This is a genomic window from Haloimpatiens massiliensis (assembly GCF_900184255.1).
Classification (GTDB): Bacteria; Bacillota; Clostridia; order Clostridiales; family Clostridiaceae; genus Haloimpatiens; species Haloimpatiens massiliensis.
Genome location: NZ_LT854639.1, coordinates 384,742 through 405,993 on the forward strand (window position 1 = coordinate 384,742; position 21,252 = coordinate 405,993).

Here is a 21,252-nt window from a genome sequence, read left to right on the forward strand (position 1 = left end):
ACAGTTAAAGCCCCTAAAGCTTTCAAACTCACTCGTTCCTCGTTCAAACATGAAAGTTTCTTAACGGGTCTTTAACTGTGAGACATAAGAAGTTCTAAGGCTAGTTCAATAGTCCCAAATTCCACATTTATTACTACATTAAAATCAGATTTTTAGTTTAATATGTATGTGGTTTTAGAGTAGAAGCCTACTAAAGGATGATTTTCCTCCTCTTCGCTATGGAAAATCTTTAATTCATAAAATAAATATAAAGGTGCTCATAATATTTTTTAGGCGAAGCCTTTCGTTTAGTCTCTAATTAATAGTTACAAATATTATTTTGACTAATCGTGAAATATAATTGTTAACTTTGATTGTGTACTAGTAAATAATTGATTATAAAAATGCATTAATGTGTAATAATTAATATATTTTGCCTTAAGGCATTAATTTGTATAAATCTTAAATTTGTAGGGTAGACCAGGTAAAAGGTAATAAGTTAGAAGTAAGAGCTCTTGAAAAAATTCAGCAAAGCTGAATTTTCACCATAACTATTACTTCTTAGCTATTACCTATTACTTATCTACAAGTTCTTATTTATCTAACAATTAAAGATTTTCCGTAACGTAGTGGAGAAAAATCATCCTTTAGTAGGCTGTCTCTCCCATAAGTAATGTACATATGAACCAAAAAATCTGTCTTTAAGGTAACAATAAATATATTTTTTTAGACTATTGAGCTAGCCTTAGAAATTCTTTGTTTTCAAATTTCAATACCCGTTAAGAAGCTTTCATGTTTGAGCGCCGTTAGAAGCGAGTTTGAAAGCTTTAGGGTATTAAAATTTGAAAACATTAGAATTTCTTGGCGTATTGCGAACAGTCTAATAAAATATATTTATTGTGGACTTAAAGACAGATTTTTCTTGCAACACTTGCTTCGTAATATATTCTTTTGTTGATTTACTTTGTTCTGTAGTGAGTGTGAAGTAGCTCATGCGCTATGTGGCTATTTGGTTTCTCGAAAAACTCATCATAAGCCTGTTTTATCATTGGATTTTCATGAGACTTTCTTATGATTTTATTGGAGTCTACGGAATATATACATTCCATCCTCTTCTTAACTATTTCAGTATCGCACTTACTGTATGGTTGTCCTGCACCATTTATACATCCGCCTGGACATGCCATGATTTCTACAAAATGATATTTTGATTTTCCCTCTTTTATATCATCCATAATTTTTCTAGCATTACCTAGTGAACTAGCTACTGCTATATTTACATCTTTTCCGTTTAAACTTATAGTAGTTTCCTTTATACCTTTAAGACCTCTTACATCTTTAAAGTCTACATTTTCTAAAGTTTCACCAGTTACCCATTCATAAGCAGTTCTTAAAGCAGCTTCCATAACACCGCCAGTAGTGCCAAATATAGAACCAGCTCCAGTAGATTCTCCTAATGGGTTATCGAATTCTGCATCTTTTAAATTTTTTAAATCTATACCAGATTCTTTTAACATTTGTGAAAATTCTCTTGTGGTAATTACTATGTCCACATCTTTCATTCCTTCTCTGGCCATTTCTTCTCTATTAGCTTCATACTTTTTAGCAGTACATGGCATTATAGAAACTACCACTACATCCTTAGAATCTATGCCTAACTTTTTAGGTAAATAAGTTTTTGCCATAGCACCAAAAATTTGTTGTGGTGACTTACAGCTAGATAAGAATCTTGTGTTTTCTGGATACTGATTTTCCACAAAATTAACCCATGCTGGACAGCAGCTGGTCATAAGCGGAAGATTTTCACCTTTAGTAAATCTTTCTATGAACTCAGTAGCCTCTTCCATAATAGTCATATCTGCTGCAAAGTTTGTATCATAAACTCCATTAAAGCCCATTTTCTTTAATGCTGCTACCATCTTAGGAGTTATATTAACGCCAGCTTCAATATTAAATTCTTCTCCTAATGCAACTCTTACTGCTGGAGCCACTTGAACTACCACATGTTTATTCTTATCATCTAATAAAGGCCATATTTTATCGTAATCTCTCTCTTCACTTAAAGCTCCTGTAGGACAAACTGCAACACATTGTCCACAATAAGTGCAGTTAGTGTCTACTAAAGGTTCATTAAAAAAGGTTGATACTACCGAATTAAATCCTCTATCAATTTCAGTTAAGACATTAATTTTCTGAACCTCATTACACATGGTAACACATCTTCTACACAAAATACATTTATCCATATCCCTAACTATTACCTTTGAAGATCTATCTATTTCATATTCTGATATCTCACCTTGAAATCTATTTTTTCTTATACCTAAATCTGCTGCTATTTTTTGAAGTTCGCATTTTCCATTTCTTTCACACTGCAAACAATCATTGGGATGATCAGATAATAAAAGCTCCACTATAGTTCTTCTAGCCTTAATAGCTCTTGGTGAATGAGTTTTAATAACCATTCCTTCTGTAGCTTCTACAGAACAAGATGGAATTAATTTGCCTTTTCCCTCCTGCTCAACTACACAAACTCTACAAGTTCCTTTACAATTTCTGGTTTTACCATTATTCATATACATATGACAAAGAGTAGGTATATTTATGTTTAATTTCTTAGCTGCATCTAATACGGAGGTGCCTTTTTCCACTTCTACTCTTTCACCATCTATAACTAAATTAATCATATCCATTTTTCTTCCCTCCCTACGCTACTCAATTGTTATAGCCTTAACTGGACATGCATTATAACAAGCTCCACATTTTATGCATATCTCTTTATCTATTACATGCTTTTCTTTGACACTGCCCTGTATAGCTCCTACCGGACAAGTTCTAGCACATTTTGTGCATCCTATACATTTATCTGTAATTTTGTAAGCCAAAAGTTTTTTACAAACTTTAGCTGGACATGTTTTATTATTCACGTGAGCTTCATATTCATCTCTAAAATACTGTAATGTACTTAGCACTGGATTTGGAGCTGATACTCCTAAACCACAAAGTGAAGTGTCTCTTATGACTTTGCAAAGTTCCTCCATATTATCCAAGTCCTCTTCTGAGGCTTTGCCTTCAGTAACTCTATTTAATAATTCTAATAGTCTCTTATTTCCTACTCTACAAGGTGTACATTTACCACAGGACTCATCTACAGTAAATTCCAAATAGAATTTTGCCACATCAACCATACAGTTATCCTCATCAAGAACAATCATTCCACCAGAACCCATCATAGAACCTATTTCTGTTAAAGTATCATATTCAATAGGTATATCTATAAATGAATTAGGTATACATCCACCAGATGGTCCTCCAGTTTGCACAGCTTTTAGTTCTTTACCGTCTTTTATTCCTCCACCTATTTCATATATAATTTCCTTTAGAGATATTCCCATAGGCACTTCTACAAGTCCTACATTATTTATTTTACCTGCCAATGAAAACACCTTAGTTCCAGCAGATTTAGCTGTTCCTATGGAACTATACCAAGCTGCTCCTTTATTGATTATAGGCGCAATATTTGCAAAGGTCTCTACATTATTTACACAAGTAGGTCTTTTCCACAAACCTTTCTCAGAAGTACGAGGTGGCTTCATGGTTGGTTCTCCTCTTTGTCCCTCTATGGAGTGAATAAGTGCTGTAGCTTCTCCACAAACAAATGCTCCTGCACCATATTTTATTTCTATACTAAAGTCAAAACCTGTACCTAATATGTTTTCTCCTAAAAGCCCTGCTTCTTCAGCATGACTTATAGCTATTCTTAATCTGTGAACAGCTAAAGGATATTCTGCTCTTATATATATATATCCCTTATTAGAACCTGTAGCATATCCGCAAATAGCCATAGCTTCTAATACACTATGAGGATCTCCTTCTAATATGGCTCTATCCATGAAAGCACCTGGGTCGCCTTCATCAGCATTACATATAACATATTTAATGTCGCCTTTAGCTCTTAGGGCAGTTTGCCATTTCCTACCTGTAGGGAATCCTCCGCCCCCTCTTCCTCTTAATCCTGAATCTGTTACTTCTTTTACAGTCTCCTCAGGTGTCATTTCAGTAAGCACCTTCCCAAGAGCGGTATAAGCTCCTGAAGCGAGAACTTCTTCAAAATTTTCTGGGTCTATTACACCACAATTTCTTAACGCAATTTTTACCTGTTTTTTATAAAAAGGAATGTCTTTTTTGTTTCTTACTTTTTTCTTAGTTTCAGGTTCATCATATAAAAGTCTCTCTACTACTTTCCCTCCAACTATATGACTTTTAATAATTTCTCCTGCATCTTCAGGTGAAACCTTAACATAAAACACATTATCAGGAACTACCTCTATCACAGGTCCTTCTGAACAGAATCCAAAACACCCAGTCATTATAACCTTGGTACTTTCTTCCATCCCTGCCTTTTTTATTTCCTCATTTAACTTTTCTATTATCTTATGTGAATTAGCTGATTTACATCCTGGACCACCGCATACTAATATTTGTCTTTCTTTAATTTCCTTGCTCTCTTTGATGTCACTACCTTCTTGGTTATATCTCAAACTAACGATTTTGCTATATTGCTCTTTTATTTGTAGCAATTTATTATAGTCTACTATTCTCTCCATAACTATTTATCACTCCTTTAGCCCTTCTAAAACAGTTTCTACTTGTTCCTTCTTAAAATAACCATGAACTTCATCATTCACAAGTACCACTGGAGCTATAGAACAAGCTCCTACACATCTCAATACATCTAGAGTAAAAAGCCCATCTTCTGTGGTCTCTCCTTCTTTTATTCCAAGCTTTTGCTTGAACTCCTCAAGAATTTCTCCTGCTCCTCTAACAAAACAAGCTGTACCTGTACACACACTAATAACATACTTGCCCTTAGGTACAGTAGTAAAAAATGAATAAAAGGTTACTACCCCGTATACTTTTGAAGCAGGTATTTCCAATTTATCAGCAATAAACTGTTGAACCTCCTTACTCAAATATCCATAAAGTCCCTGTGCCTTATGCAATACAGCTATTAACGCCGCTTCTTTATTATCTTGTTTTTGTATAAATTCTTCTAATTCCTTAAATTTTGAACAGTTATTACAGCCTGTACACAATTTATATCCCATCCTTCCACTATCCTTGAATTTAAATTGTCTGTGCTAAAATACACTCTTAATAAATTAGTTATACATATTCGTCATAAATTCACCATTAGTAGTTTTACTATTTAATGTCTTATTAATTATTAATTTCATTAGCTTCATAGCTTTAAATTAAAAATTTGAATTAAAGCTTAAAAATTAATTCTCAATTCACTGTTTGATAAGTTATTAACAATCTCTTCTTATCATTTCTTTAACTTTTACCATATTTTTATATACCTATATGGCCTTTTTCAATTATATCATTTTTCTAAATATTTGTTAATATAATTTTTTCCCCTTTAAAGATTCATATTATGTACATGATTAAATAGAATTTTTTTTGGTGTATTCTAGTATTAAAATAGATATTTCTTTAACACTCATTTTGAATGTTCAAATCAACACTTAAGTCAAAATTCCCATTTATGCCCTTATAACTGTTTATTTTCTATAGATAACTGTTATAGTATTTACTATAGTCAAAACATAGCAATATGATAATATTCATTTATTATTTAAAATATTGTACTATATAATTTCATTATGTATATTTATTATTTTTGCAATTTATAAATGCATTAGTTTCACAAAGTATCATTTTTCCTCGAAATTTTAAATAACCAATACAAGACCATTTTATGTAAACTATTTAAAATTAAGATATTTATATGTTAATTTTTTATCATTTTTCCTCGAAAAAAATAAAATAGAAAAATCATAGAAAACATGGATAAAAAATAAAATGGGATAGTTAAAATTCTTTAACTATCCCATTAATTTATTTTTTTACCTTTTTAAAACAAACCGTTATTTTCTTCTCTTTTTCTTTTTAAAATAGATCATACTTTACTTTTATTCTTTCTAACTTTTCTATCATAGGCTGAGAAATAAAAAATAAAAATACAACCGTTGCAAAAGCATGTACTAAGTCAAAGGGAATCCCTGTTGCGTAAGTAGATAATAGGGCTTTTAGCGTAAATCTAGGCATTATCATAGTTATGGCACATATATTCATTATTCCACCGTATATCAAAAATGTTGATAATCCTCCAAAAATACATAGAATAATGCGATTACTTTTTAGTCTTCCTTTTTTGAATACAATTCCTGCAATGAATCCAATTATACCAAAGCTAAACATTTGCCATGGGGTCCATGGACCTTGTCCAAAGAAAAAATTTGATACAAGGCCAGCCATAGCTCCTGTTAAAAATCCCTCTTCTGGGCCAAAACAAACACCCGTTATTATAACAATTGCCACCACTGGTTTAAATTGAGGCAACATAAAAAATGCCATTCTTCCAACAACAGCTATAGCTGCCATGGTAGCAATTAGTATAAGTTCTCTAGGTTGAGGTTTCCTTTTTTCAAATTTCATAAAAAATGGTATCATGGTATAAATAACTATCATTATACTAATAAAAAAATATTTTCTATCGTTTAATTTGTATATACCAAAAATAATAGTTAACGGTATAAGTATTACTATTATAAAAAATGTTATTAATTTTTGTATATTAAATTTGGGCACCTTTTTCTTTATATTACTGTTACTTGTACCGTTATTCTCTGTATTACTACTATTTATATCATCACTACTATTCTCTGTATATTCAACACCGCTATTTGTATAACTGCTACTATTTCCATATCCACTCTCATTTTTAGAACTATCACTATTTCCATAACTATCATCATTAGTGTAACTACTGCCATTAGCATAACTACTGCGATTATTTGTATTGCCGGTATTATTTATACCATCTGCTGACATATGGATATCACCTCTTCGTAGCTGCTAACATCATCTAATATTCCTCTTGTCAGACGATTTAATGATGTGGTGTAAAAACTATTATTTCTAAAAAACTTTTTAGGTATATCTGTTGAAACTATATTTCCATTAAAAAGCATAGAACACCTATCCGAATATTTAGCGCAAAAATCCAAATCATGTGAAACGATTATAATGGTAACTCCATCTTGTCTCAACTTTTTAATTATTTCCCCTAGTTTGTATTTAAAGAAGCTATCCAAAGCCTTAGTAGGTTCATCTAAAAGTAAAACCTTAGGACTAAGCATTAAGATTTTTGCCATAGCTACTATTTGTTGTTCCCCACCACTTAAATCATAGGGATGTCTCTTTAAAAGTGACTCTATGCCAAAATAATCTATTATTTCTTGAAATTTTTCATTTATCTTAGCTTTTTTAATTCCTCTACCTTTTAGTACTTCTTTTAAATCTAATTCAACTGTTTTTTTAACAAATAGTGCCTGTGGATTTTGAGGCATTAAAACTATTTCACTGTTAGCAAGTATGCTTTCTCTCTTTTTAAATACATCTAATTCATTATATTTTACAGTACCTCTATATGGCTGACATAATCCAGCTACTAACCTTAAAGTAGTGGTTTTACCTGTACCATTACCACCTACTATAGAATAAATTTCTCCCTCATTTACCTGTAATGATAAATCCCTAATTATATCATCACCTTTTTTTTCATACCTAAACCATACCTCTTTTAAGTTTATTAAGGATTTTACATTAGAAACCTCTGGTATCGGTATCGGTGTAGATTTAGTTGTGGTTGCAGCTACATCACATGTATTCTTATCTAAGTTATTATCTTTTAGGTATGAGCTAAGCCATTTTCTACCTTCTTTTATAGTAACAGGATTTCCATTACTACCTAAAGTTACAGCCAACCTCATTGGTATTGGAAGAGCATTAAACATAGCCTCATTTTCACCATAAATAATTGAACCAATTTTATTTGGAACAGTATCTGCTACAATTTTTCCTTCATCCATTACTATCACTCTATCAGACAATGGTAATACATCATCTAAATGGTGTTCTACTATTATTATAGTAGTACCAAGTTCTATATTAATTCTTTTAATGGTATTTAAAAAATCTACTGTAGCTATAGGATCTAACTGTGACGTAGGTTCATCTAATAGTAGCATATCTGGCTGCATAACCATTATAGAAGCTAAGTTCAAAAGCTGTTTTTGTCCCCCAGATAATTCTGTAACTGATTTTGTAAACCAAGTTTGTATTCCAAAAAATGAGGCCATTTCAGCTACTCTTGAGCGTATGGTATTTGTGTCATATCCAAGACTTTCTAGTCCAAAAGCCAATTCATGCCATACTTTATCAGTAACTACTTGGTTATCTGGATTTTGTAGTACATACCCTATACTACTAGCTTCACTACGTAAATCTATAGATTTTATATTTTTACCCTTATATAATATATTTCCCTTTACAGTACCTGCAGGAGTTAAAGCTGGTTTTAGATGCCTTAGAAGTGTTGATTTTCCACATCCTGATCTACCACATATGGTTATAAAATCTCCACTTTCTACTGAAAAATTAATGTCATTTAAAGCATTTTCATTGCTACCTGAATAGGCAAATGTTAAATTGTTGACCTTAAGCGTTTCCATACCATGTCCTCCCTTACATTTACTATCACTGGAAAAATGCACAATAAAGTATATGATATATAAAACAAAACACTTACTATGGATATACTTTTGTATTTTATCATAGGAAAAAACATTATTGTGTTAAATCCTAAATATGCTCCAATTAATATAATTAATATATTTAAAGTTATGTAGATTAAACATTTCTTATCTCTAGAATCAAATCTATACAAAGAGAAGCTAGTTCTACCCTTTAATCCATATCCTCTAGCTTTCATAGAATCTGATGTTTCAATACCATTTTCAAGGGCCCAAGTTATCATTATAGATATTACTTTTACACCATTTCTTATCATACTGAAAATAGTACCTTGGGAAGCCCCCCTTCCAATAGATTTTTGTCCTTCTTCCACTACCTTTAGTTGAGCTTTGAATTTAGGCACAAATCTTAGTGTCATAGACAGCACTAGGGATAGTGCTGGTATAATGCGACCAAATAAATACATGAACTTATCTGATGTCATAACTTTATGGTAACAAGAAAACCATATAAGTACTGATACAAACATTATACCTGCACCTACTCCAAATGCCATTGATTCTAAGGTTATTCCATGATCATTAAAAAAAAACAATGTAGTTACTCCTTGGTGAACAAATACTGGATTTAGTATAGCTATAGCTAATCCTATACACAAAGAAGAAAGCAAATTGAATTTTACTGCCTTACTGCCTCCTAAATACACTGAATATATAAAACTACATATCAATGATATTACAAGAAAAGCAGGATGCATAAAAAACATTGAAAATAGAATAACCGCAGTAAAATACGTAAAATTAATTATAGGATGTAATCTTGAAAATGCATCACACATTATTTATCACCTATCCATTCACATCCTACATCTCTTCCTAAGTCACATGTGTATTCCCATTCTATATTATCTCCAGGTTTAAGAAGATATCTGCTACATCCATAGTTTGGAAACCATCCATTTACTTTGTACATCCAACCACTTAAAGGTCCACAGTCAAATTCATATAAGTTATGAATTCCTTTAATATAAACACTGTTATACATTGGGGTAAACTCAAAATCCATGTGTATTCTGTTTCTTGCCATTTCCCTTGAAAGTACGTTGTACACAGATTCTCCCTCATAATACACGGCTCTTCTTCTCTTGTATATTACTCCATCACGTGGAACCATACATTCTTTTCCTTTACGTAAATCTTCCATATTATCTAATATAGTATTACATCTTACAGATAAAATGCAGTAATGTGCTCTACTAGGATCTATCTTTACATCTTGAGGTTCAACAGGCGTTGGCATTCCCTTAGGAGTAGGGTCTGTCATATATTTATCTTTTTTATTAGAATCTGTATGCTTATTAGCCTCTGCAACTAACCTAGCATAATTACTATCACTAGTACTTACCCCTGAAGTTGGCTTTTGAACTAAACTTCTATCTACTTTATTTGGATCATCTTTTTTAAATTTAGGTCTTACTTTACTTTTTTTTGATGACTTATGGTTTGAAGCTGACTTACTATCTGCTGCTTTACTAGTTGTTCCTTTACTAGTTACAGCTTTACTAGCCTCACTTTTACTTTTCTCTTCAGCCTTTTCCTTCTCTTTGTCAACTGGTTTTGATTTACTCTCTGGATCTTGTTTACTCTCTTTAGGAACACTGGAAACTTCAGATTTTCCTTTTTCCGCTACTTGAACAATTTTAGAAGCATTTTCAGCATGCTCATCTGGCGTTTCTACCTTAGCGCGAACCCACGTCACACTTATACACATAAAGACTGCAGCCACAAAAGCTACTATAGATAATCTCTTTTTTGTCATTGTATTTTTTTTCATTAATAATTCACCTACTTTGACAATTTAATATTTTTTAATAGTCTCTTAAAGAGGAGATAGTTAAAATGTTTCATAATATCTAAATACCACTAACTATCTCCAATTTTATTCCTAATTCTAATTAGAAATTACTAAATACATACTATTTCTTTATTTTACATATTGATTTTCTTTTTAGAACAAACAATATTCCTGCACTGCAAACAAACAAAATAACAATAGGCATAGTTTTTGAATTATCGCCTGTTTGTGGAGTTGACATATTTTCATTTTCTATTTGTGCATTTTCATCTTGTACTTCTCCACCCAATGCATATGTGCCTTGTTCATCTTCACCCTGGTTATTTGATGATGATTGTTCATCCTTTATGCCAAGCTTAGAATTTGCACTAATAAAATAATCTGAACAATGATCAATTTCAAATACTGCTTTTCCATCTTTAACAGAAATTTCATTAACTAATTCGCTTTTACCTGTTTTTTCATTAAAATAGTATAAGAAATAATCTCCATCTGCTAAATCAACATCTATAGTTACTTTTGCCTTTCCTGGTAGCTTACCTTCATGATCAAAACTTAAAATAGTAGCATCTTTTGCAATACTTTTAATTTTTCCATAATTTTCAGATGTAAATGAAATCTTTGTATTAAAACTAATAGTTGGATCTGTAATTTCACTACCCTTAAAGCTTATTGAATAGTCCTTACCTTCTATAGTCTTATCTTTAAAGGTATACACTTCGTCAGAACCAATTATATTTTTAAATACATCACTTATTATTGTCTTATTATTTTCAAGTTCATTAATTACTTTTTCTGCAAATAAAACATCCTTATAGTTTTTAACATGCTTTCTATCCTTTTCATTAAGTTTTTCATATTCAGCCTTTAACTCTAAAACAGTGTTTTTATCCTTTAAAGTTATATTCATAGGATATATTTCACTAAAAATTCTATCATCAATTTTCTTTACCTTAGCTTCAATTTCTTCTATCTTTTTCATTAATGACTCTAATTTTTCACAGCCAGTTTTCTTATCTGGTAAATCTGGTAATGCTTTTAGAGCAATTAAAAGTTGAGAAACATTATTTTTATCATCAAGTCCAATATCACTTGGTAATCTGTCAATATTTTCTAAAATCAATTTTAACTTAGCAAGATTTTCTTTTTCTAATTCTTTTTTAAGTTCCTTAAGCTTGCTATTTGCATTATTTAATTTTTCAATATTTGTTACCTTTTTCTTATCAGCATCGCTTAGTTTATTAAATTTTTCATTTATTTCTACTATTTTTTTCTCATCATTTAAGGTAATTGTTTCTGGAAGATTCTTAATAGAATTTATTACATCATTTATCATGGCTTCATCTGTTACCGTGATACTAATTTGGTATTTTTTCACTTCATTTTTTCTATTTTTTATTTCAATCTGTATTTTATCTCCATCCACAGCTTTTATTTCAGAGTTTAATGGTATACTGCTTGTATCATAAGCACCCATTGGTATATTTACAAAGCTAAAACTCTTTACATTGGATGGGATTTCAAGAGAATAGCTTTGTTTATCCTTATCAAAAGCTATGTTGTAATTATTTCCATTACCTTTTATAATGAATTCCTTTTGATTGGTTTCTGGACGAAAATCATATAAATTTCTCATATTATTTCTTAAGCGCCAGTAAGATACCAATCCATAAAGAGTCTGTTCTGTTGCCATACTATTTGATGCATCAGGTTTAGAAGATGGATTTTCAGGATCATACTTATATGAATGTAAAAATCCCCCGTCCCTTTCATTTCTATATTTCATTATTCCATCAATTAGAGTTTTTCCATTTTTTATAAATCTAGAATCTTTCTCGCAGTCAATTCCAATAGAACACAATGCAGTAAGAATTTGAATTGTACTTTCTACATTTTCAGTTCCCCAGCTAGTAAAGTCCCCATCATTATTCTGTCTTGTACCCATTAAATCTAGACCTTCATCTATAATTTGTTTTATAGTTTTATTACACTCTATATAATTTCCTTGTGCGTCCTTAATCTTTTTTGATTTATATGTGTACACCTTATCACTGTTATAATATGGTGCCAAAGCTTGTATAGCCATACCTGTTATATCTACATCAGATACATTTCCCCAAAGAGCAAATCCACCATCTGCTATCTGTTCTTCAAGTACTGCCTTAATAATATCATCCCTTGTATATTTAGCTCCTTCTGGAACCTCATATTTCATGCTGTCCAAAGAAATAAGTGCCCAAATAGCTCCATTTATACCCTGTCCTTTAATTCCTCTTCTTGTAACACAGTTATAAGTTCCATCTGCAATTAGATTTATAGGCTTACCCTCTGGGTCAGTTCCAATCTTTGTAGGATCGCCTCCCATAGCGAGAACTGCTAAAGAAATTCTATGCCACTCAGTACCTTTAACAGCATGCAATTTACCTTTTTCTTTGTATCTTTCAGTAACATTTTTTTCTATAGCAGAAAGATATGCAGCATAATCATCTTTATATCCATATCTTCCAACACCTATTGGAAACCAATCACCTGGTGTGGTTCCTGCCATTGTTAAAAATTCAGGATTTAATAACTTTTCATTTCCCTGCTTTGCCCATTTTATTATTCCTTCAATGGTTTCTTCTAGCTTTGCATTGGAAATAGAATTTACTTTTACTTCCTCTGCAAAAGCATTAGTGGTCATTCCAAGTATCATAAATATCGAAAGTATAATACTTAGTAACCTTTTTTTAATTTTCAAAATATACACTTCCCCTCTAATTTATTACTATGTCAACATAAAACTGTATTAATTATGCTCTATTATTCAACTTTAATTAACTTTCCTTGAACTACAAGCCTAGCATTTTCCCAATCATATGCACAGGTAGACAAAGTAATCATTGTATCCTTACAGTTAAATTCAACATTTCTAAAATACAATGCGGAGCTTTTGATTAACTTTAAATAATTGCTCACTTCTTCATCATTATTAAAATAAATTTTTCTATAATCAAAGTCTGCATTTACAACAAAAACAGAGAAAACTTCAAATTTATATTTTTTAGGAAGAATAGCTAAGTCTACTAATTGATTATTCTTATAAAACTCTTTATTTTTAAAAAGTTTTAAGTCTGCAAACATGCTTCCATCTTTCATGTTATGTCCGTATAAAATTATGTTCTGTCCAGCTAGACTATTATTGTTTAATTTGTTTCTGTAATCAATAAAAATAGTGCCATACTTACTTTTATTCTTTTTAATATCATGTTTAATATAAAATTCATTATTTGCACATTGGACTACTGGATAATTAACTTTACTGTTATTAATCTTTATAATCCCTTTTATGTCACTATTTATATCAATTAAACTTTGCATAATATTTCTATTTTCACTATTATTACTTGATCCATTTTCGATTATTTGAGAAAGCTTTTTGGATAAATTATCATTTAATTTTTTATTATAGTAAAATTTATATCCCATATAAACAAGGCTCGCTGTAGAAAAGAGAAAAGCTATTAGTGCAATTAAAAATAGTATCTTCCTTCCTTTCTTAACCTCTACTTTAAATATCATATTTAACCCCTTTCTCAAAAAACAATCAAAAATCTTTGCTCTATATTTCTTTAGGGCACCAAAGTTTTCATTATGAATTTATATATTTTTATTGTATTTTTTCCTTTTTGAAACAATCAACACTACTAATGTTGCTAAAGCTGTAATAGCTACAATGCTCATCATGAGAATAGGTGACTTGTCTCCTGTTTTAGGTGTTTCCGTAATTTCTGCTAATTTAGGTGTATCTTCAACATCTGCAGCTTTAAATGTTTCTGTAGCTTTTTCTGTTTTATTTGTCTCTGCATTTTCTCCTGATTTTGATTTCTCTGAAGTAGCTTTAGCTTTTTCTGCAATAGCATACAAACTAAAGTGATCTGTTTCAAAAGATATAGTATTACCATTAATAGTTGCTTTCATATCTTGTAGAGTACCATCTTCTAATATTCTGTACACAAGTACTCGACTGTGATCATAATCAGTAGGTATATTCATTGTAACCTTCACTTTACCATTTGGTTGAATTTTTTTCTTCTCACTTTCTAGTGAAATATCGAAGGATTTAAATTTTTCCGAAGTACCCTTTAATGCTGTTTTAATCTTATTGAAAACCGTTGCATTTGACTCTATTACTGGTACTACTACCAGTTTTGTATCCACTGGCACAACATTAGACTGCATTTCTACCTTAATTCCAGTATCTTTGTCTTGATTCTCTACTGGTTTAGTGCTTAGTTTAGGAACTGTAACTTTACAAGTAGCAGTTAAATTACTAACTTTTGCAGTAATAACTGCCTCTCCCGCTTTTAGCGCTGTAATCTTTCCATCTTCTACCTTTATAACTGTAGCATCTGAACTTGTCCATTGTACAGTTTTATCATCTGTGGTATTTTCTTCTTTATAACTAACTATTAAATTTTCCTGAGCATTTTTTTCTAATACTAAAGATGTACTATTAAGTGATATGCCAGTCAAAGGAATCTTTAAATCTTGAATCTTTTTAATTGCATTATCTAACTTTTCAGCATTTGTCACCTTTTTCTGATCATTAACACTTAATTTATCAAATTCTTTCTTTACTTCCATAACTTTTTCTTCATCTTTTAGTGTAATATCCTCTGGTAGACTATCTATATCTTTTATTATTTTTTGTAAATTTCTATTAAGTTCTTCAATGGTCTCTATTGATTTGTTTAACTTTTCAGCATTTGTTACTTTTTTCTGATCAGCACTACTCAACTTATCAAATTGCTTCTTTATTTCCATAACTTTTTCTTGGTCATCTAATATAATATTTTTAGGTAAGTTATCTATCTCTTTTATTACATTTTGTAAAGCTCCATTAATTTGGTGAATCTTTTCTATTGCCTTATTTAATTTTTCAACATTTGTTATTTGTTTCTGAATATCACTGGTTAGATTGTCAAAATTGGACTTTATTGCTATAACCTTTTCCTCGTCATCTAATGTAATATTCTCTGGTAATTTATCTATCTCTTCTATTACAAGATCTTGAATCTTTTTAATCGCATTATCTAATTTTTCAGCATTTGTTACCCTTTTCTGATCACTACTGCTTAATTTATCAAATGCTTTCTTTACTTCCATAACTTTTTCTTCATCTTTTAATGTAATGCTTTCTGATAAATTATCTATATCTTTTATTACGTTTTGTAAAATTTCTTTTATTTCTTCAATCTTCTTAATTGCATTGTTTAACTTTTCAATATTTGTTATCTCTTTCTGAACATCAGCAGTTAGTCTATCAAAATTTTCCTTTACTTTCATAACTTTTTCTTGATCATCTAATGTAATATTTTCTGGTAAATTATCTATATCTTTTATAACAAGTTTTTGTAGTTCAAATTGTTTTATAACTTTATCTAATTTCATATAAATTTCATCTACAGACTTTTGTGTTGCATCCAATTGAGCAGCTATCTTATTTGCCTCGTCATATACTGACTTAATCCAATTTTTTGCTAATATTTCTTCTTTATATTTAGCAGAATTTATAGAAGAAAGTAATGTCATCAATCTATCTTTATTGGCTACTTCATAAAAGTCGGTATTTTCACCACCCATGGCATATCCGCCACCGATATCGGCACCATATCCATATAAAGTAAATTGCACACGAATCACATCTCCATCGGCTGGATAAGAATCAGCAAAACCTACATTTGGGAATACATTATTTAGAGCATACATCCAACCAGACATAAATGTGTAATCAAACTCTCCCAAGCAACTAGCATCATTTAAATTATCTGGTGGCCAGTTACCTTTACTCTCTAAAACAGTTTTTAGTCCTTGTGGTACTTTATCCTCAATATTGACAGGAGCATTCAAAAGTTGTGCTTTATCTTGATCTGTACATCCATGATCAAGTACCCCTCCATCTCCTACTATAGACAAATAAAAGCTATCCTCCAATCTTCCAGTATGTTCATATGAATAACCATGTTCAGTCAAAATACGATCTAGTGCCTGTGCCGCATTTTCACCTTCATAAATTGGAACTTGTGTGGGTTCAATTATAAAACCTCTACCAATTGTTAATGCTTCTACTGTCCAAGTAGCATAACCAATTAACTCACCCTTGGCAGCTTTTTCATATATAATGTTATAGGTTTTAATTGCTTCAATATCACCAGAAAAGGCTCTTACAACAACTGTATTTTTACCCTCTTGACTAAATTTAAGTGTATAGCTTGTTTTGTTTTCGTCATCCCAATTTGGATTTACCTTTTCTCCATTTAAGGTAACCTCACTTGATATTTTTTTGCCATCCAATCTAGCAACAACATCGAAGGTTTTTTTACTACCTTTTAGTGTAGCACCATCAATTAATGTTGTTTCTAAGGAAATTTGTCCATTTTCAACCGCATAGGCTGATTCTGGAACTGCTATTATCAGCATAAACAGCGACAACAACAGAGCCAAGACTTTTTTCACTTTCATTTTTTGTTTCCCCCCTATAAAATATCTAAATTATTAAAACAAAAAAGAGAACCTAAATTCGGTTCTCTTTTAAAACAGATTATTAAAAATTAATTATAAATAACAAGTACTTAAAATAATACTTATTACTTGCATTAAAATAATCAAGCTAAAATCCCACCGATATTGCTTAAATAACAACATAAGGCAGGTCTCCTGACTTGAAATCATCCTACTAACTTAAAGTCTTCCCAGTTTTACCAGTGACTAAGAACATTAAAATATGTTCTTCTATAAGCTTTCGTCTTTCTCACAGTAGCGGGGGCTGTTATGGTCTTTCACCATATTCCCTTTTAATGTACGTTTGAATGTACAACCCTACATCTAATAATTATTCAATTTCAATTGTTTAAATTTAATCATACAACTGTATTATATATCTTATGTATCCATAATACAATATATTTTGAAATATTTATCTTTTATGCTTTAAAAATTACATTACTAGAAATCAAAAAAATTCTATTATCCCAAACTAAATATTTACCATGGTTCCAAAGGTCTTATCCCCAAAAATTTGATGCAACCCCAAGCATAATAGTAATTAGGATAATATCACCTGTATAATATTGTAAACAAAAAAAACGTAAAAGCCATCTCATTTTCATATTGTTTCCATGATTTTAAATATATAATCTATACTTTATCTTTACTCTTTCCATTTTCTTTATCATCTTTTCTCCAAATACAAATAGGAAAAAGGCTGTACCAAAACCATGAACAGCATCATAGGGAGCACCTGAAATGTAAAGCATAGCTAGTGATTTAAAACTTATAGTTACATTTGAAGCTGGTATTGAACTGGCCATGACCATAGCAGCCATATTCATTATGCCACCATATATTATGAAGGTTGTAAAAAAACCATATATAGATAAAGTTATGTCATCTATGGGCAATCTCTTTCTTTGTATAAAAAGTCCAAGCACAAGTCCTACTGCTCCAAATGCGTATAGCCACCATCCAAAAAAAGTTGCCGTAGACTTTGTATAAAGATATATCACATAACCTATTGATATGGATATTATGATACTTAATACTGGACCTACTATAATTTGAAAACTTCTTGATTTTACCTTATCCACCTGGGTTTTATTAAATATTAACCCTGACAAAAATCCTAATATACCCCAGCAAAACATTTGCCATGGTGTCCATGGACCATGTCCTGCAAAAAAGTTAACAACAAATCTTGAAATAGCACCTACTAAAAATCCTGCTTCTGGTCCAAGAGATATGCCTGACAAAATAACCATTGCAGTTCCTGGTTGAAAAGGTGTCATCATAAAACACATTAAATTTCCAACAGTAGTTAAAGCAGACATTACTGCTATCATTACTATCTCTCTAGCTCTTGGACGTCTTTTTTCAAACACCATGAAAAATGGTAGCATTGTATAAAATACTATGAATAATCCTATGAGTAAATACCTTTTATCCTCTAAATATTTAATTCCTATAAATATAGTAATAGGAATTATTACAAATATTATAAATGCTGATACAGCTGTTCTTTTCCTAAATGCTAATTCATAACGTTTTGGATCATATTTTCTTGACATAATTGAATCACATCCTCACAGGTTATTGCATTTTCAAATATATGTTTTGACATGCGGTTTGACGCTGTGGTATAAAAACTGTTGCTACTGAAAATCTCCCTTGGTGTATCCTCTGAAATAACAGTTCCATCAAACAACATGGCACATCTATCAAAATACTGGGCACAGAACTCTATATCATGAGTAACCATAATTATAGTTACTCCTTCTTTTTGAAGTTTTTTAAATATTTTAGCTAAGACTTTTTTATAAAAAGGATCTAGTCCTTTTGTAGGCTCGTCCAATAATAATATCTTAGGATTTAACAATAAAATTTTACCTAAAGCAAGCCTTTGCTGTTCTCCTCCACTTAAATCATAGGGATGTAAATCACCTAAATTGGATAAACCCAAAATCTCTAACATTTCATTAGCTTTACTTATTTTCTCATCATCTGTAGCATTTATATCCTGAACCATATCTAATAAATCCTCAAAAGCACTTGGCTCTGTGAATAATTCCTTAGGGTCTTGAGGCAGCATACATATATTTTCTGTAAATAATTCTTTATACTTATATTTATTTATTTCCTTACCATCTATTATTATCTTGCCTCTATAAGCCTTTTTTGTACCTGTAATAAGCTTTAAAAGAGTGCTCTTTCCCACTCCATTTCCCCCTATTATAGAAAATAACTCTCCTTTGTTTACAGTAAGGGATAAATCTCTTATAACATCATTACCTTCCTTACTATATCTAAACCATGAATCTTTTATTTGTATAATAGGTTTCTTTATATTTGCATAGGATTCATTTATACAGGACTTATCTATAGAAGATTTATTTTTACAATCGATTTTTTGAATCCTTGGCTTATTCCCTAATAAATTAGTAAGCCACATCTTTCCATCTCGTACTGTTATAGGACAGTTGGTCTCAAAATTAATTTCTGAATTCATACTAAAATTCCCTTGTAAATTCATCTTGCAATTTGTTTCTAAATTCATCCCACAATTTGCCTTTAGATTCATTTTAGAAATTACTTTAGATTTCACTCCAGTATTCACTTGAAAACTCATTCCATGATTCATTTCAGATTTCACTTCAGAATAAACCTTCATAGCCGTTGGAAGTCCATCATACATAGGATGTCTCTTTCCTTTTGAGCTTAGAAAATTTCCCACCTTTAATGTATTGTCATAAATCTGAGCTTGTCCATCCTCCATTACAAGAACTTTATCAGCTATGGGAAAAACCTCCTCCAATCTATGCTCCGATAATATAATTGTTGTACCCAATTCTAGATTTATCTTTCTTAAAGTTGATATAAATTCTGCAGATGCTATAGGATCAAGCTGTGAAGTAGGTTCATCTAATATAAGAACCTTTGGCTGCAGAGCCATAACTGAAGCAAGGTTTAATATCTGTTTTTGTCCTCCGGATAATTCAAAAACACTTTTTCTAAACCAGCTCTGTATACCAAAGAAACTTGCCATTTCAGCAACTCTCTTTCTTATAAATTTAGTCTTCATCCCTAAGCTTTCTAGTCCAAAAGCAAGCTCATGCCAGACTTTATCTGTAACAATTTGTTTATCTGGACTTTGATGAACGAATCCAATTTCTGATGCACTAATAAAGGCACTTAGCTTGTCTATAGATATACCATTATAAAGCACTTCCCCTAACACATCTCCATCCGGTGCTAATTCTTGCTTCATGTGGCGAAGAAAAGTACTCTTGCCACAACCAGATTTTCCACAAATTAAAACAAACTCTGATGGATATATCTTAATATTTAAATTCTTAATTGCTTCTTTTTCACATCCTGGATATGTGAAACTCATATTCTTGAACTCAATGATTTCCATTTATATTCCTCCAATAGGTCAATTATTACAGGTATCATAAGTAAAATAAAATATGCCAAATACACAATTACAGACATTATTGTTATATGCTCAATGCCGATAGCTGGATAATATATTATATTATTCATACCAAAATAGCAGCCCATTGAAACAATCAGTGATAGAAAAGCTATGATGGTTAAAGTAATTGCATCTCTTCTGTCAAAACGGTATATGCTAAAGCTTGAACGATGTGGAAGGCCATATCCTCTAGCTCTCATAGAATCTGATGTTTCAATAGAATTTTCCATTGACCATGTTATAAGTATAGAAAATTCTCTCATAAATTGTTTAGCCCTTTTAAGTACTCCCCCCTGTGAAATACCTCTTCCAATATTCCTTTGACCTTCTGAAATATTCTTTAATTTTTTCTTAAACAATGGTACAAATCTAAATGTCATTGATAAAACTAAAGAAAGTGAGGGAATTATTCTTCCAAAAAGATATATAACCTTGTCCGAAGTCATTATGTAATTAATAGATTTAAACCACATTATAGCGCTTATCATCATAATTCCTGAAGCTACACCATATATTATTGCTTCTAAAGTTATGGCATTATCATTTAAATAAAAAAGTATAGTTACCCCTTTATGAACAAATAATGGATTTATTATAGCCATAATTATTAGCATCGGTATTAAAAACTTCAAATTAGACTTCAATGATGCTATTCCATTTAAAACAACAGAATAAGTAAAGGATGCTACTAATGTGATTATAAGAAATAAAGGATGCATAGAAAAAACCGTAAACAAAATCACTGCTAAAAAGTAACAAAAATTCACAATAGGATGATATGTTTTAAATCCTGTCTCCATATT

Annotated in this window: 13 protein-coding genes and 1 riboswitch; all 13 genes read right to left on the bottom strand. The window is 30.9% G+C overall.

The window, feature by feature from the left end; genetic code table 11:
- Positions 1-938: 938 nt before the first annotated feature.
- The 13 genes from C1715_RS07095 to C1715_RS07155 all read right to left on the bottom strand — a co-directional run bounded on the left by C1715_RS07095 (position 939) and on the right by C1715_RS07155 (position 21,249).
- Positions 939-2,672 (bottom strand): NADH-dependent [FeFe] hydrogenase, group A6, encoded by a 1,734-nt coding sequence (locus C1715_RS07095; protein ID WP_035291822.1) that lies wholly within the window; start codon positions 2,670-2,672, stop codon positions 939-941.
- Positions 2,673-2,690: 18 nt separating this feature from the next.
- Entirely contained in the window at positions 2,691-4,586 is a 1,896-nt protein-coding gene (locus tag C1715_RS07100) for an NADH-quinone oxidoreductase subunit NuoF (protein WP_035291824.1), read from the bottom strand.
- Positions 4,587-4,595: 9 nt separating this feature from the next.
- On the bottom strand, positions 4,596-5,075 hold the full coding sequence (gene nuoE, locus C1715_RS07105) for an NADH-quinone oxidoreductase subunit NuoE (protein ID WP_035293517.1): 480 nt from the start codon (positions 5,073-5,075) through the stop codon (positions 4,596-4,598).
- Between the two features lie 859 nt (positions 5,076-5,934).
- Positions 5,935-6,879, bottom strand: coding sequence for an ECF transporter S component (locus tag C1715_RS07110; protein WP_081897029.1), 945 nt, complete (start codon positions 6,877-6,879; stop codon positions 5,935-5,937).
- Complete coding sequence (locus tag C1715_RS07115) at positions 6,861-8,561, bottom strand: ABC transporter ATP-binding protein (protein WP_035291826.1); 1,701 nt, start codon at positions 8,559-8,561, stop codon at positions 6,861-6,863. The genes C1715_RS07110 and C1715_RS07115 overlap by 19 nt, the downstream gene beginning before the upstream one ends.
- On the bottom strand, positions 8,534-9,421 hold the full coding sequence (locus C1715_RS07120) for an energy-coupling factor transporter transmembrane component T (RefSeq protein WP_035291828.1): 888 nt from the start codon (positions 9,419-9,421) through the stop codon (positions 8,534-8,536). The genes C1715_RS07115 and C1715_RS07120 overlap by 28 nt, the downstream gene beginning before the upstream one ends.
- Complete coding sequence (locus C1715_RS07125; RefSeq protein ID WP_242971912.1) at positions 9,421-10,416, bottom strand: DUF4430 domain-containing protein; 996 nt, start codon at positions 10,414-10,416, stop codon at positions 9,421-9,423. The genes C1715_RS07120 and C1715_RS07125 overlap by 1 nt, the downstream gene beginning before the upstream one ends.
- Positions 10,417-10,558: 142 nt before the next feature.
- The gene (locus C1715_RS07130; protein WP_102399836.1) at positions 10,559-13,177 is read right to left on the bottom strand and encodes a prenyltransferase/squalene oxidase repeat-containing protein; all 2,619 of its coding nucleotides are present in this window, start codon (positions 13,175-13,177) and stop codon (positions 10,559-10,561) included.
- Positions 13,178-13,239: 62 nt separating this feature from the next.
- On the bottom strand, positions 13,240-13,998 hold the full coding sequence (srtB, locus tag C1715_RS07135) for a class B sortase (RefSeq protein WP_051931704.1): 759 nt from the start codon (positions 13,996-13,998) through the stop codon (positions 13,240-13,242).
- 78 nt (positions 13,999-14,076) lie between these two features.
- Complete coding sequence (locus C1715_RS07140; RefSeq protein ID WP_102399837.1) at positions 14,077-16,941, bottom strand: Ig-like domain-containing protein; 2,865 nt, start codon at positions 16,939-16,941, stop codon at positions 14,077-14,079.
- A gap of 168 nt (positions 16,942-17,109) precedes the next feature.
- Positions 17,110-17,316, bottom strand: a riboswitch (cobalamin riboswitch).
- Positions 17,317-17,603: 287 nt separating this feature from the next.
- On the bottom strand, positions 17,604-18,542 hold the full coding sequence (locus tag C1715_RS07145) for an ECF transporter S component (protein WP_180964023.1): 939 nt from the start codon (positions 18,540-18,542) through the stop codon (positions 17,604-17,606).
- Positions 18,506-20,389: an ABC transporter ATP-binding protein gene (locus C1715_RS19750; RefSeq protein WP_242971913.1), complete on the bottom strand. Its 1,884-nt coding sequence runs from the start codon at positions 20,387-20,389 to the stop codon at positions 18,506-18,508. The genes C1715_RS07145 and C1715_RS19750 overlap by 37 nt, the downstream gene beginning before the upstream one ends.
- Complete coding sequence (locus C1715_RS07155) at positions 20,362-21,249, bottom strand: energy-coupling factor transporter transmembrane component T (RefSeq protein WP_035291838.1); 888 nt, start codon at positions 21,247-21,249, stop codon at positions 20,362-20,364. The genes C1715_RS19750 and C1715_RS07155 overlap by 28 nt, the downstream gene beginning before the upstream one ends.
- Positions 21,250-21,252: the final 3 nt, after the last annotated feature.